Annotated in this window: 8 protein-coding genes and 2 rRNA genes (1 of these 10 running past the window's edge); 6 read left to right on the top strand and 4 right to left on the bottom strand. The window is 68.9% G+C overall.

Going from position 1 to position 13,680, the window contains the following annotated elements; genetic code table 11:
• Nucleotides 1-64: 64 nt before the first annotated feature.
• Nucleotides 65-1,534, top strand: a complete 1,470-nt coding sequence (locus OG698_RS30705; RefSeq protein ID WP_406106854.1) for an MGH1-like glycoside hydrolase domain-containing protein — start codon at nucleotides 65-67, stop codon at nucleotides 1,532-1,534.
• Nucleotides 1,531-3,522 (top strand): glycogen debranching N-terminal domain-containing protein, encoded by a 1,992-nt coding sequence (locus OG698_RS30700; RefSeq protein ID WP_406106853.1) that lies wholly within the window; start codon nucleotides 1,531-1,533, stop codon nucleotides 3,520-3,522. Before OG698_RS30705 ends, OG698_RS30700 begins: the two co-directional genes overlap by 4 nt.
• A gap of 158 nt (nucleotides 3,523-3,680) precedes the next feature.
• Here OG698_RS30700 and dusB read toward each other — a convergent pair whose 3' ends face one another.
• Nucleotides 3,681-4,811: a tRNA dihydrouridine synthase DusB gene (dusB, locus tag OG698_RS30695; protein WP_100591847.1), complete on the bottom strand. Its 1,131-nt coding sequence runs from the start codon at nucleotides 4,809-4,811 to the stop codon at nucleotides 3,681-3,683.
• 136 nt (nucleotides 4,812-4,947) lie between these two features.
• On the opposite strand from dusB, the gene OG698_RS30690 reads away from it, so the two are divergent.
• Nucleotides 4,948-6,417 carry an MFS transporter gene (locus OG698_RS30690; RefSeq protein WP_406106851.1) on the top strand — a complete coding sequence of 490 codons (1,470 nt, stop codon included), beginning with the start codon at nucleotides 4,948-4,950 and terminating at the stop codon, nucleotides 6,415-6,417.
• Nucleotides 6,418-6,503: 86 nt separating this feature from the next.
• On the opposite strand, the gene OG698_RS30685 is transcribed toward OG698_RS30690, so the two are convergent.
• Nucleotides 6,504-7,475: a helix-turn-helix transcriptional regulator gene (locus OG698_RS30685; protein ID WP_406106850.1), complete on the bottom strand. Its 972-nt coding sequence runs from the start codon at nucleotides 7,473-7,475 to the stop codon at nucleotides 6,504-6,506.
• 101 nt (nucleotides 7,476-7,576) lie between these two features.
• Between OG698_RS30685 and OG698_RS30680 the strand changes: the two genes are divergently transcribed.
• The 3 genes from OG698_RS30680 to OG698_RS30670 all read left to right on the top strand — a co-directional run bounded on the left by OG698_RS30680 (nucleotide 7,577) and on the right by OG698_RS30670 (nucleotide 10,940).
• Nucleotides 7,577-9,019: an MFS transporter gene (locus OG698_RS30680; protein WP_406106849.1), complete on the top strand. Its 1,443-nt coding sequence runs from the start codon at nucleotides 7,577-7,579 to the stop codon at nucleotides 9,017-9,019.
• A 280-nt stretch (nucleotides 9,020-9,299) separates the two neighbouring features.
• Nucleotides 9,300-10,325 (top strand): aldo/keto reductase, encoded by a 1,026-nt coding sequence (locus OG698_RS30675; protein WP_406106848.1) that lies wholly within the window; start codon nucleotides 9,300-9,302, stop codon nucleotides 10,323-10,325.
• A 24-nt stretch (nucleotides 10,326-10,349) separates the two neighbouring features.
• Entirely contained in the window at nucleotides 10,350-10,940 is a 591-nt protein-coding gene (locus OG698_RS30670) for a TetR family transcriptional regulator (protein ID WP_406106847.1), read from the top strand.
• 129 nt (nucleotides 10,941-11,069) lie between these two features.
• On the opposite strand, the gene rrf is transcribed toward OG698_RS30670, so the two are convergent.
• Both rrf and OG698_RS30660 read right to left on the bottom strand, forming a co-directional pair.
• A 5S ribosomal RNA gene (gene rrf, locus OG698_RS30665) occupies nucleotides 11,070-11,186 on the bottom strand.
• Nucleotides 11,187-11,275: 89 nt separating this feature from the next.
• Nucleotides 11,276-13,680, bottom strand: a 23S ribosomal RNA gene (locus tag OG698_RS30660); it runs 718 nt beyond the window's last position.

Genomic DNA, 13,680 nt, shown 5'->3' with positions numbered 1-13,680 from the left:
TGCTGGTTAAGTAGACGTAACTCTAAGCTGGATACGGCTTAACTGACAGACCGTGGGAGTTCGTGTGGACCGCACAACCCGGCGGACCGGTGCGGCTGTCCGCCGCGCCCCCGATGCCGTCGCCGCGCCCTCGCTCGAGCGGGCCGCGCTGCGCGAGCGGGCGGCACGGGTCCTGGAGACGAACTGGACGGGCACGTCCACGGTCCCCTCCCGCACCCTCTATCCGCACCAGTGGTCGTGGGACTCCGCGTTCGTCGCCATCGGGTCACGTCATGTGTCGCCGCTGCGCGCACAGTTGGAGCTGGAGACGCTGTTCGAAGCGCAGTGGGGCGACGGCCGGGTGCCGCACATCGTGTTCAACCCCTCCGTCCCTCTCGACGCCTACTTTCCCAGCCCCGACTTCTGGCGCTCCTCCACTTCGGGCCGGGCGGCCGGAGCGCCGCGCTCCGTGCAGACCTCCGGCATCGTGCAGCCGCCGGTGCACGCGCTGGCGGCCTGGCTCGTGCACCGCGCCGACCCGGGCCTGTCCCGGTCCCGCTCGTTCCTGGCCCGCGTCTATCCGAAGCTCGCGGCCTGGCACCGCTACCTCCTGCACCGCAGGGACCTGGGCGGCGGCGGCCTCGCCAGCGTGATCCATCCCTGGGAACAGGGCATGGACAACAGCCCGTGCTGGGACGCCCCGCTGAGCCGGATCGCCCCGGCGCCCGCGCGCGCGTTCCGCCGCGCCGATCTGGAGCACGGCGCGCCCGACGACCGCCCCACCGACCTCGACTACGGCCGGTACGTGCGCCTCGCGACGGACTACCGGAACGGCCGATACGCCGACGGACAGGGCGAGTTCGCCGTAGAGGACCCCTCCTTCAACGCCCTCCTGATCGCCTCCGAACACGCCCTCGCCCGCATCGCCTGCGAACTCGGCGCCGCGGGCACGGCCCGCCACGCCCGCGCCGAACGCCTCACGGCAGCGCTGGTCGAGCGCCTGTGGGACCCGGCGACGGGCATGTTCTTCTGCCGCGACCTGCGCGGCGCGACCGACGGCCACCACCCGTCCCGCGCACCGGGACACGACACACCCCGAACCGCCGGCCGGTCCTCACCCCCCGCCCTGATCCCCGAGTACGGCGTCTCGGGCCTGATCCCGCTCATCCTGCCGACGCTCCCTCGGCACGTGACCGCCGGACTGCTGCGCACCGCCCGCGGCCCCCGCTTCGGCCTCGGCACCGCGGTGCGGCTCGTGCCGAGTTACGACCTGACGGGACCGGCCTTCGACCCGCACCGCTACTGGCGCGGACCGGCCTGGTTCAACACGAACTGGCTGATCGAGCGCGGCCTGCGCCTCCATGGCGAGCACGCGGAGGCCGAACGCCTGCGCGCCGCGCTGCTCGGCACGGCACTCGACACGGCCTTCGCCGAATACGTGGATCCGTACACGGGACGCGGCTGCGGCGCGCGCGGCTTCGCCTGGAGCGCCGCGCTCGCCCTGGATCTGCTGCAGGAGCCGCAGGAGCGGCACGAGGGAGGGACCTGGGGATGACGGACCGACAGCATCAACTGCTCGTGCGGGGCGCCACGTTCGCGGCGATCGGCCCCGGCGGCGACATCAGCGGCGTACGCGGATCCGGCTCGCCCGACGGCCTGTTCGTGCGCGACGGCCGGCACCTCAGCCGCTGGCAGCTCACGGCGGACGGCGCCGCACCCGAGGTGCTCACGCCCGCCGGACGGCCGGGCGGGGACGCGGGCGGGCGGACCGGCGGGGACGCGGGCGGGCGGACCGGCACCGGTGAAGGCGTGGCCCGCTGTGTGCTGGTGCCGCGCGGCGGCCGCCTGGAGCCGCCCGCGTACACGCTCTTCCGCGAACAGGCCGTGGCGGACGGCGCGTTCGTCGAGACCCTGCGGGTCGTCTCCAACCGCGCGGCGCCGACGACGGTACGACTCGCGTTGACCGTCGACGCCGACTTCACCGACCAGTTCGAGCTGCGCGCCGACCACCGCACGTACGCGAAGACCGGCGCGGTTCGCTCCCGGTCGGTCCTGGAGGACGGCGTCCGGTTCGGCTACCGGCGGGGCGAGTGGCGCTCGTCGACCACGGTGACCGCGGAACCCGCGCCCGACGCCGTCGAGGAGACCGGCACCGGCGCCCGCCGCCTCGTCTGGTCCCTCGAACTGGCCGGGCACGGCACGGCCGACCTGAACCTGCGCGTCGCGGCCCGCCCGCACGGCGCCCCCCGCACCCCGGTGCCCGCGTCCCCCGCCGACGCGGCGGCCGAACTCGCCGCGCGCACCGAGGAGTTCACCCGGGACGTCACCCTGCCCGCCGCCTGGCCCGGACTCGCAGCGGCGTGCACGAGGGGCCTGGCCGACCTGGCCGTGCTCCAGGTCCCGGCCACCGGCCCGGACGGCGAGCGGCTGAGCGTGCCGGGTGCGGGCGTCCCCTGGTTCCTCACGCTCCTCGGCCGTGACGCGCTCCTGACCTCCCTGTTCGCCCTCCCCTACCGGCCGGGGCTGGCCGCCGCGACGCTCCCGGTGCTCGCCGCGACGCAGGCCACGGAGTCCACCGAGGGCGCCGTAGCCCAGCCCGGCAAGATCGTCCACGAGGTGCGGCACGGCGAGCTGGCGCACTTCGGCCAGGTCCCCTTCGCCCGCTACTACGGCTCCGTCGACGCGACGCCCCTCTTCCTCGTCCTGCTCGGCGCGTACACGGACCGGACCGGCGACCTGGCCACGGCCCGCCGCCTCGAACCGCACGCGCGGGCCGCCGTCAGCTGGATGCTCGACCACGGCGGCCTCACCTCACGCGGCTATCTCGTCTACCGCGCCGACCGGGGCGGCCTCGCCAACCAGAACTGGAAGGACTCGCCGGGCGCCATCTGCTCGGCCGACGGCAGCCGCCCCACGGGACCCGTGACGGCGGCGGGCGCCCAGGGCTACGCCTACGACGCGCTGCGCCGCACGGCCGCGCTCGCCCGCACGGCCTGGGACGACCCGGTGTACGCGGACCTTCTGGAGCAGGCGGCGACGGATCTGCGGGACCGGTTCCAGCGGGACTTCTGGATGGCGGACCGCGCGTTCCCCGCGCTCGCCCTGGACGGCGAGGGGCGGCACGTCGACGCACTGGCGTCCGACGCGGGCCATCTCCTGTGGTCGGGCCTGCTCGACAAGGAGTACGGGGAAGTGGTCGGCCGGCGTCTCCTGGAGCCCGACTTCTTCTCCGGCTGGGGGGTGCGCACGCTCGCGGCGGGGCAGGCCGCCTACCACCCGCTCTCCTACCACCGGGGCTCGGTGTGGCCGCACGACAACGCGCTGATCGCGCTCGGGCTCGCCCGCTACGGACTGCACGACGAGGCGCGGACAGTGGCGAACGCGCTGGTGGAGGCCGCAGCGGCCTCCGGCCACCGGCTGCCCGAGGTGCTCGCCGGGTACGCGCGGGAGTCGTACCCGGCGCCCGTCCCCTACCCACACGCGTGCGAGCGCGAGTCACGGTCGGCGGCGGCGCCGCTCGCGCTGCTCACGGCGGTCTTTTAGCGAGCGGGGTCTTTGGGCGACCAGGGGCCTTTAGCCGGTCGCGGCGTTCGAGCGACCGGAGGTCCGGGGGTCCGGGGGTCCGGGGGTCCGGGCGCAGAGCCGGTTTCAGGAAGGGGCGGGGTGGGGCGGAGCGGGGGAAACAACTCCCCCGCCACCAGTCACCCCCCGGACGTGTCCAGCTCCGCGTCCTCGCTGACGCCCGCGCAGTCCCACGGGTCCTTGAGCCAGCCGTCCGGCAGCACCACCCGGTTGTTGCCGGACGTACGGCCGCGAGGCCCGTCCGCGCCCACGGGCCACGCCTGGTCGAGGTCCAGCTCGTCGAGCCCCGCACGCAGTTCGGCGAGCGACGACGTGACGGCGAGCCGCTTGCGCATCTCGGAACCGACCGAGAAGCCCTTCAGATACCAGGCCACGTGCTTACGGAAGTCGATGACACCGCGTGCCTCGTCGCCGATCCACTCGCCGAGCAGCCCGGCGTGCCGCACCATCGCGTCGGCGACCTTGCGCAGGTCGGGCGCGGCGGGCGCGCCGGTGCCCTCGAAGGCGGCGACGAGATCGCCGAACAGCCACGGCCGCCCCAGGCAGCCGCGCCCCACCACGACACCGTCGCAGCCGGTCTCGCGCATCATCCGCACCGCGTCGTCGGCGCACCAGATGTCGCCGTTGCCGAGGACGGGAATCTCCGGGACGTGCTCCTTCAGGCGGGCGATGGCGTCCCAGTCGGCCGTGCCGCCGTAGTGCTGCGCCGCGGTCCGCCCGTGCAGGGCGATCGCGGTGACGCCCTCCTCGACGGCGATCCGGCCCGCGTCGAGGAAGGTGATGTGGTCGTCGTCGATGCCCTTGCGCATCTTCATCGTGACCGGCAGGTCCCCGGCCCCGCTGACGGCCTCCTTCAGGATGGCCCGCAGCAGATTCCGCTTGTACGGGAGCGCGGAGCCGCCGCCCTTGCGCGTCACCTTGGGGACCGGGCAGCCGAAGTTCAGGTCGATGTGATCGGCGAGATCCTCTTCGGCGATCATGCGGACGGCCTTGCCGACGGTCGCCGGATCGACGCCGTACAGCTGGATCGACCGGGGCTGCTCACTCGCGTCGAAGCGAATCAGCTGCATGGTCTTCTCGTTGCGCTCGACCAGCGCCCGCGTCGTGATCATCTCACTCACGAAGAGGCCCTTGCCGCCGGAGTACTCCCGGCACAGGGTGCGGAAGGGCGCGTTCGTGATCCCGGCCATGGGCGCGAGGACCACGGGCGGCTGCACGAGGTGCGGACCGATGGTGAGCTGCTGGGACATCGGGCGGGCTCTCCGAAATCGTGGGGCGGCGGGCAGGGGCAGTTCTCCATTGTCCCCCACCTGGCGGACAGCCCCGCCCAGGGTTGTCCCCGACCTGGCGGGCGCCCCCGCCCACGGTCGGGCTACCGTCGGATACATGCCTCCCCCACTGACTCCCCGCCGGCGGATGCTCGTCCTCGCGATCTGCTGCATGAGCCTGCTGATCGTCAGCCTCGACAACACCGTCCTGAACGTCGCGCTGCCGAGCATGCAGAAGGAGTTCGGCGCGAGCGTCTCCGGCATGCAGTGGACCATCGACGCGTACACGCTGGTCCTCGCGTCGCTCCTGATGCTGGCGGGCTCGACGGCCGACCGGATCGGGCGACGCCGGATCTTCAAGGCCGGCCTGATGATCTTCACCGTGGGCTCGGTGCTGTGCTCGGTGGCGCCGAACCTGGAGTCCCTCATCGTGTTCCGCATGGTCCAGGCGGTCGGCGGCTCGATGCTCAACCCCGTCGCCATGTCGATCATCACCAACACGTTCACCGAGCCCCGCGAACGCGCCCGGGCCATCGGCGTCTGGGGCGGCGTCGTCGGCATCTCCATGGCCGCGGGCCCCATCGTGGGCGGCGTCCTCGTCGACTCGGTCGGCTGGCGCTCCATCTTCTGGATCAACCTGCCGGTGGGCCTCGCCGCCCTCCTGCTGACCATGCGCTACGTCCCCGAGTCCCGCGCCCCCAGGCCGCGCCGCACGGACCCGATCGGGCAGCTCCTCGTCATCGCGCTCCTCGGCTCACTCACGTACGCGATCATCGAGGCCCCCGAAGCGGGGTGGACGTCCCCCACCATCGTGACGTTCGCGCTGCTCGCCCTCGCGGCCCTCATCGGGCTGATCGCCTACGAGCCGCGCCGCGCCGAACCTCTCATCGACCTGCGCTTCTTCCGCTCGGCACCCTTCAGCGGTGCCACGGTGATAGCGATCAGCGCGTTCGCCTCGCTCGGCGGCTTCCTGTTCCTTTCGACGCTCTACCTGCAGAACGTACGCGGCCTCAACGCCCTGGACGCAGGCCTGTGGATGCTGCCGATGGCGGCCATGACCCTGGTGTGCGCCCCGGTCTCCGGCCGCATCGTCGGCAGCCGCGGCCCGAGGATCCCGCTGCTCGTCGCGGGCATCGCGATGACGGCGAGCGGCCTCCTGTTCGCCGCGTTCGAGGCGGAGACGTCGAACGTGCCCCGCTTCATCGGCTACGTCCTGTTCGGCCTCGGCTTCGGCTTCGTCAACGCCCCCATCACGAACACCGCTGTCTCCGGCATGCCCCGCGCCCAGGCGGGCGTCGCCGCCGCGGTGGCCTCCACCAGCCGGCAGATCGGCCAGACCCTCGGCGTCGCCGTCATCGGCGCGGTCCTCGCGTCGGGCGTCGCGGGGGCCGTCGGCACATCGGCGTACGCGACCACGTTCGTCGACGCGAGCCGCGGCGGCTGGTGGATCATCGTGGGCTGCGGCCTCGCCGTACTCCTGGTCGGCCTCCTCACCAGCGGCCGCTGGGCACGCTCCACAGCACAGCGCACCGCCCGCTGCCTGGAACAGCCGGAAATCCAGGAGGCCACGGCGGGCGCCAGCTCCTGAAGCGACCGCCGCCGGCCACGGCGTGGCCGTTCCCCAGGTCGGCCTCCTCACCGGCCGCCCGGCACCTTGCCGGAGCAGCCGGAGACTCAGGAGGCCACGGCGAGCGCCAGCTCCTGAAGCCGGTCGAGCCGCTCCCGGGACTCCTCGTCGGCGGGCGTGTACGTCACCAGACGGGCCCCCTGGTCCGGGCCGAGCCACAGATCGGTGTGGACCAGGGACAGCGGCCCGACGTGCGCGTTGCGGAAGTACTTCGTCTTGCTGCGCGTGCCCACCACCTCGTGCAGCTGCCACGCCTCACGGAACTCCGGCGACTCGTCCTCCAGCCGCTTGAGCAGCAACTCCCAGGCGGGCTCGCCCAGATGACCGGCCATCGACCCGCGGAACTTGGCCGCCATCAGCCGGATCGTGTCCTCCAGGAACACGAACGACTTCCGCCACTGCTCGTTCGTGCAGATCAGCACCATGCAGTTGCGGTCCTCGGGCGCCACCGTGTCCAGATCGCACAGCAGCCGCCCGTACGTGCGGTTGTACGCGAGGATGTCGTACCGGCTGTTCTGGATGCACGCGGGCAGCGGCTCCAGCTTCTCCAGCATCAGCCGCAGCGCCGGCGTGACCGTCTGGCAGCGCGCCGCGGGCGACGGATCGACGGCCCCGGCGAGCTGGAAGAGATGCGCGCGCTCACTCGCGTCGAGGAGCAGCGTGCGGGCCAGCGCGTCCAGGACCTGCACCGACACCTGGATGTCCCGCGCCTGCTCAAGCCACGTGTACCAGGTGACCCCGACCGCGGACAGCTGCGCGATCTCCTCACGCCGCAGCCCGGGAGTACGCCGACGCCGGCCGCGCGGCAGCCCGACCTGCTCGGGGGTGATGCGGGCGCGACGGCTGCGCAGAAAGTCGGCGAGCTCATGCCGCCGGATCTCGGACTCGCGCTTGGGCGACTCGAGCGGGGGCGCCACCTGCCCGGGCCCTCCAGCCTTCGCCTGAGCCGCGGCCTCCGCCTCGGCCCGCGCCCGTCCCTCTGCCGCAGTCGTCGTAGTAATCCGCGCCATCGTGGTCATGCCTCCAGCCTGCCGCGCCACGGAGCCTGTTGCCAGGTAGTCCTTCTACCAGGATAAGGACACTCTGGTACCAGTCTGAGCGCCCGACGACGCTGGTACCCATGACCGGAACCGGGACCCGTTCCCTCTCTGTCGCCACCACCGCCCGCTCCGCCACGGCCCCACCGGAACTCGGCGGACTCGGGCTCTTCACCGTGCTCGTAGGCGCGGCCCTCCCTCTCATCGACTTCTTCATCGTGAACGTCGCCCTGCCCACCATCGGCCACGACCTGGCCGCGGGCGAGGCGCTCCTCGAACTCGTCGTCGCCGGTTACGGACTCGCGTACGCCGTCCTGCTCGTCCTCGGCGGACGGCTCGGCGACCTCTTCGGCCGGCGCAGGCTGTTCCTCGGCGGCATGATCGCCTTCGGCCTGACCTCGCTGGCCTGCGGCCTCGCCCCCGACGCCTGGACCCTTGTGGCCGCGCGCGTCGCGCAGGGCGCCGCGTCGGCCGCGATGCTCCCGCAGGTCCTCGCCACCATCCAGTCGACGACGACGGGCCGGCGCCGGGCGAAGGCCATGGGCCTGTACGGGGCGACGGCGGGCCTGTCCATGGTCGCCGGCCAGATCCTGGGCGGCGTCCTCGTCGCGGCAGACGTGTTCGGGACCGGCTGGCGGTCCGTGTTCCTGGTGAACGTGCCCGTAGTCCTCGTCGGCCTCTTCCTGGCCACCCGCGCCGTCCCCGAGACGCGCTCCCCGCACCCCGAGCCGGTCGACGGCCCCGGCACGGTCCTCCTCGCCGCGTCCCTGCTCACGCTCCTCGCACCCCTGACCGAGGGCAGGGCGGCGGGCTGGCCCCTGTGGACGTGGCTCTCGCTCGCGGTCTTCCCCTTCATCGCGTACGCCTTCTACCAGGTGGAACGCCGTGCGGACCGCCATGGCCGCACCCCACTGGTCCCACCCAGTCTCTTCGCGCTGGTCTCACTGCGCCGCGGCCTGATCATGATCGTGCCGTTCTCCATCGGGTTCAGCGGCTTCATGTTCGTGATCGCAGTGGCGCTCCAGCAGGGCGAACACCTCGGCCCCGTACCGGCGGGCCTGGCCCTCGCGCCCATGGCCGTCGCCTTCTTCGCAGTGTCCCTCGCGGGCCCGCGCCTCATCGCCCGTTACGGCACCCGGATCGTCACCGCGGGCGGCATCGCCCAGGGGGCCGGCGTCGCCCTGATCGCCCTCGCGGCCTGGCGAACCTGGCCCGACCTCGGCGTCCTGGAACTGATGCCGGGCGCCGCACTCGCGGGCGCGGGCCAGGCACTCCAACTCCCCATACTCTTCCGGCTCATCCTGTCCGAGGTACCGGCGTCGCGGGCGGGAGTCGGCAGCGGCGTCATGATCACCACCCAGCAGTCGGCCCTGGCCCTCGGCGTAGCCACACTCGGCTCCCTGTTCCTCACCCTGATCCCAAGCCTGGGCACACGAGACGCGCTGGTAACGACGCTGCTGGTGCAACTGGCAGGCATCGCCCTGACAACGGCACTGAGCTTGAGGCTGCCACGGGTCGTGAGCTGAGCGGGACTACGCGGCGCTGCCCGGAGCTGGCCGAGTGCCCGGGCGCGCCCGGCGCTGCCCGCCGCGTGCCCAGCGCTGCCCGGCGCTGCCCAGCGCTCGCTGCCACCCCTCGCATGACTGACAGGTGACAGGTGACAGGTGACGGATAACGGATGACAGCTGACAGCTGACAGCTGACAGCTGACAGCTGACAGATATTGAAATCTGTCAGCTGTCATGTCATCGTGGATAGGGAGACACCGAACTATCGAACTGGCAGCACCGATCCAAGGAGCCCCCTATGCCCCCCACCTCTCCCACCCTCCACCCCCGTTCCCTAGGCTCCACCGGTCCTCAGGTCTCCGCCATCGGGCTCGGCTGCATGGGGATGTCCGCGCTCTACGGCGAGGCCGACCGGGGCGAGTCCATCGCCACCATCCACGCGGCCCTCGACGCCGGCATCACCCTGCTCGACACCGGGGACTTCTACGCGATGGGGCACAACGAGATGCTGATCGGGGAGGCCCTGCGGACCGCCCCCGCCGCACACCGCGAGAAGGCGCTGACCAGCGTGAAGTTCGGCGCTCTCCGGGACCCGGACGGTGGCTGGTCCAGCTACGACGGCCGGCCGGCCGCTGTGAAGAACTTCGCGGCGTACTCGCTCCAGCGCCTCGGCGTCGACCACATCGACGTATACCGGATCGCCCGGATCGACCCCGACGTACCGGTCGAGGAGACCGTCGGGGCCATCTCCGAGCTCGTCGAGAAGGGACACGTCAGGCACATCGGTCTGAGCGAGGTCGGCGCCGACACGATCCGGCGGGCCGCGGCCACCGCCCCCATCTCCGATCTGCAGATCGAGTACTCGCTGATCTCCCGCGGCATCGAGGAGGCGATCCTGCCGGTCGCCCGCGAGCTCGGCATCGGCGTCACGGCGTACGGGGTTCTGTCGCGGGGTCTGATCTCCGGGCACTTCGGCCGGGACCGCAAGCTCGCCGCGAACGACTTCCGCGGAATGAGCCCGCGCTTCCAGGGCGAGAACCTCCAGCACAACCTTGACCTCGTCGAGTCGCTGCGCAAGATCGCCGAGCAGAAGGGCGCCAGCGTCGCGCAGGTCGCCATCGCGTGGGTCCTCAGCCGCGGCGACGACATTGTGCCCCTGGTCGGCGCCCGTCGCAGGGACCGGCTGACGGAGGCGCTCGGCGCTCTCGACGTCACCCTGGACTCGGCGGACCTCGCCGCCATCGAGAAGGCCGTCCCGGCCGGTGCCGCCGCCGGTGACCGCTATCCCGAGGCGCAGATGGCACACCTCGACAGCGAGCGCTGATCTCCGCCCGGTACGGTCGGCATCATGGCAACCGAGACCCTGACCACCGAGCGCATCCTCGAGGCGACCGAGGAGGTGTTGCGCCGGCATGGTCCCGCCAAGGCGAACGTCGTCGACGTGGCCCGCGCGCTCGGCGTCAGTCACGGCAGCGTCTACCGGCATTTCGGTACGAAGGCACAGTTGCGCGAGGCGGTCACGAAGCGCTGGCTCGACCGCACCACGAACGAACTGCAACTGCTGATGACAGATGGCTCGCTGACGTCGCCCGCCATGTTGCGCCAATGGCTCGCGACCCTGTTCGCGGCCAAGCGCCGCAAGGCGGGCGACGATCCGCAGCTTTTCGCCACCTACCAAGTACTGATCAGCGAGAACAGCCGGGTGGTTGAACTCCACGTCGGTGAGCTGATCATGCAGCTCGACCACATCATTCAGGACGGCATCGCCAGCGGGGAGTTCACCCTCCCTCACCCCGACCCCGCTCTGACCGCCCGCGCGGTATTCGACGCGACGAATCGCTTCCACGATCCGGCATACGCGGGTGAGTGGCAGAAGGCCGGCATCGACGAGGAGTTCAGGGCCCTCACGGATCTCGTCCTCCGCGGCCTGAATTCCTGACTGTATCCCCGCACAGCATTCGGCCGGGCCCCGAAAAGGGGTCCGGCCACATAAGGGAACCAACCCCTTAAACGCAGAAAACCCCCGTAACAGGATTCTCATCCGTTACGGGGGTTTTCTTCAAAAATAGTTCGGCGGCGTCCTACTCTCCCACAGGGTCCCCCCTGCAGTACCATCGGCGCTGTGAGGCTTAGCTTCCGGGTTCGGAATGTAACCGGGCGTTTCCCTCACGCTATGACCACCGAAACACTATGAAACTGTCAACCGCACCACGCTCTGTGACAAACGTGGGGTTGTTCGTGGTTTCAGAACCAACACAGTGGACGCGAGCAACTGAGGACAAGCCCTCGGCCTATTAGTACCAGTCACCTCCACCCGTTACCGGGCTTCCAGATCTGGCCTATCAACCCAGTCGTCTACTGGGAGCCTTAACCCCTCAAGGGGGTGGGAATACTCATCTCGAAGCAGGCTTCCCGCTTAGATGCTTTCAGCGGTTATCCTTTCCGAACGTAGCCAACCAGCCATGCCCTTGGCAGGACAACTGGCACACCAGAGGTTCGTCCGTCCCGGTCCTCTCGTACTAGGGACAGCCCTTCTCAATATTCCTACGCGCACAGCGGATAGGGACCGAACTGTCTCACGACGTTCTAAACCCAGCTCGCGTACCGCTTTAATGGGCGAACAGCCCAACCCTTGGGACCGACTCCAGCCCCAGGATGCGACGAGCCGACATCGAGGTGCCAAACCATCCCGTCGATATGGACTCTTGGGGAAGATCAGCCTGTTATCCCCGGGGTACCTTTTATCCGTTGAGCGACGGCGCTTCCACAAGCCACCGCCGGATCACTAGTCCCGACTTTCGTCCCTGCTCGACCCGTCGGTCTCACAGTCAAGCTCCCTTGTGCACTTACACTCAACACCTGATTACCAACCAGGCTGAGGGAACCTTTGGGCGCCTCCGTTACTCTTTAGGAGGCAACCGCCCCAGTTAAACTACCCATCAGACACTGTCCCTGATCCGGATCACGGACCCAGGTTAGACATCCAGCACGACCAGAGTGGTATTTCAACGACGACTCCCCCTGAACTGGCGTCCAGAGTTCAAAGTCTCCCACCTATCCTACACAAGCCGAACCGAACACCAATATCAAACTGTAGTAAAGGTCCCGGGGTCTTTCCGTCCTGCTGCGCGAAACGAGCATCTTTACTCGTAGTGCAATTTCACCGGGCCTATGGTTGAGACAGTCGAGAAGTCGTTACGCCATTCGTGCAGGTCGGAACTTACCCGACAAGGAATTTCGCTACCTTAGGATGGTTATAGTTACCACCGCCGTTTACTGGCGCTTAAGTTCTCAGCTTCGCACACCCGAAAGTGCACTAACCGGTCCCCTTAACGTTCCAGCACCGGGCAGGCGTCAGTCCGTATACATCGCCTTACGGCTTCGCACGGACCTGTGTTTTTAGTAAACAGTCGCTTCTCGCTGGTCTCTGCGGCCACCCCCAGCTCATGAAGTAAATTCAATCACCGGTGATGGCCCCCTTCTCCCGAAGTTACGGGGGCATTTTGCCGAGTTCCTTAACCATAGTTCACCCGAACGCCTCGGTATTCTCTACCTGACCACCTGAGTCGGTTTAGGGTACGGGCCGCCATGAAACTCGCTAGAGGCTTTTCTCGACAGCATAGGATCATCCACTTCACCACAATCGGCTCGGCATCAGGTCTCAGCCTTAATGTGTGACGGATTTACCTATCACACGGCCTACACCCTTACCCCGGGACAACCACCGCCCGGGCTGGACTACCTTCCTGCGTCACCCCATCACTCACCTACTACAAGTCTGGTCCGTCGGCTCCACCACTTTCCTTTCCCCGAAGGGTCCGGAACGGCTTCACGGACTTAGCATCGCCTGATTCAATGTTTGACGCTTCACAGCGGGTACCGGAATATCAACCGGTTATCCATCGACTACGCCTGTCGGCCTCGCCTTAGGTCCCGACTTACCCTGGGCAGATCAGCTTGACCCAGGAACCCTTAGTCAATCGGCGCACACGTTTCTCACGTGTGTATCGCTACTCATGCCTGCATTCTCACTCGTGAACCGTCCACAACTCGCTTCCGCGGCTGCTTCACCCGGCACACGACGCTCCCCTACCCATCACGATCCCCGTTGGGGGTATATATCGCAATGACACGACTTCGGCGGTACGCTTGAGCCCCGCTACATTGTCGGCGCGGAATCACTAGACCAGTGAGCTATTACGCACTCTTTCAAGGGTGGCTGCTTCTAAGCCAACCTCCTGGTTGTCTGTGCGACTCCACATCCTTTCCCACTTAGCGTACGCTTAGGGGCCTTAGTCGATGCTCTGGGCTGTTTCCCTCTCGACCATGGAGCTTATCCCCCACAGTCTCACTGCCGTGCTCTCACTTACCGGCATTCGGAGTTTGGCTAAGGTCAGTAACCCGGTAGGGCCCATCGCCTATCCAGTGCTCTACCTCCGGCAAGAAACACACGACGCTGCACCTAAATGCATTTCGGGGAGAACCAGCTATCACGGAGTTTGATTGGCCTTTCACCCCTAACCACAGGTCATCCCCCAGGTTTTCAACCCTGGTGGGTTCGGTCCTCCACGAAGTCTTACCTCCGCTTCAACCTGCCCATGGCTAGATCACTCCGCTTCGGGTCTTGAGCGCGCTACTGAACCGCCCTATTCGGACTCGCTTTCGCTACGGCTTCCCCA

Source organism: Streptomyces sp. NBC_01003, from assembly GCF_045162695.1.
Taxonomy (GTDB): domain Bacteria; phylum Actinomycetota; class Actinomycetes; order Streptomycetales; family Streptomycetaceae; genus Streptomyces.
This window is presented reverse-complemented; position numbering and strand designations above follow the sequence as displayed.

What these genes read in the sequence shown, in the direction of transcription:
- OG698_RS30690 (WP_406106851.1), top strand. Translation starts at nt 4,948, where the DNA reads ATGCCTCCCCCACTGACTCCCCGCCGGCGGATGCTCGTCCTCGCGATC.
- OG698_RS30675 (WP_406106848.1), top strand. Translation starts at nt 9,300, where the DNA reads ATGCCCCCCACCTCTCCCACCCTCCACCCCCGTTCCCTAGGCTCCACC.
- OG698_RS30680 (WP_406106849.1), top strand. Translation starts at nt 7,577, where the DNA reads ATGACCGGAACCGGGACCCGTTCCCTCTCTGTCGCCACCACCGCCCGC.
- OG698_RS30685 (WP_406106850.1), bottom strand. Translation starts at nt 7,475, where the DNA reads ATGACCACGATGGCGCGGATTACTACGACGACTGCGGCAGAGGGACGG.
- OG698_RS30670 (WP_406106847.1), top strand. Translation starts at nt 10,350, where the DNA reads ATGGCAACCGAGACCCTGACCACCGAGCGCATCCTCGAGGCGACCGAG.
- OG698_RS30700 (WP_406106853.1), top strand. Translation starts at nt 1,531, where the DNA reads ATGACGGACCGACAGCATCAACTGCTCGTGCGGGGCGCCACGTTCGCG.
- dusB (WP_100591847.1), bottom strand. Translation starts at nt 4,811, where the DNA reads ATGTCCCAGCAGCTCACCATCGGTCCGCACCTCGTGCAGCCGCCCGTG.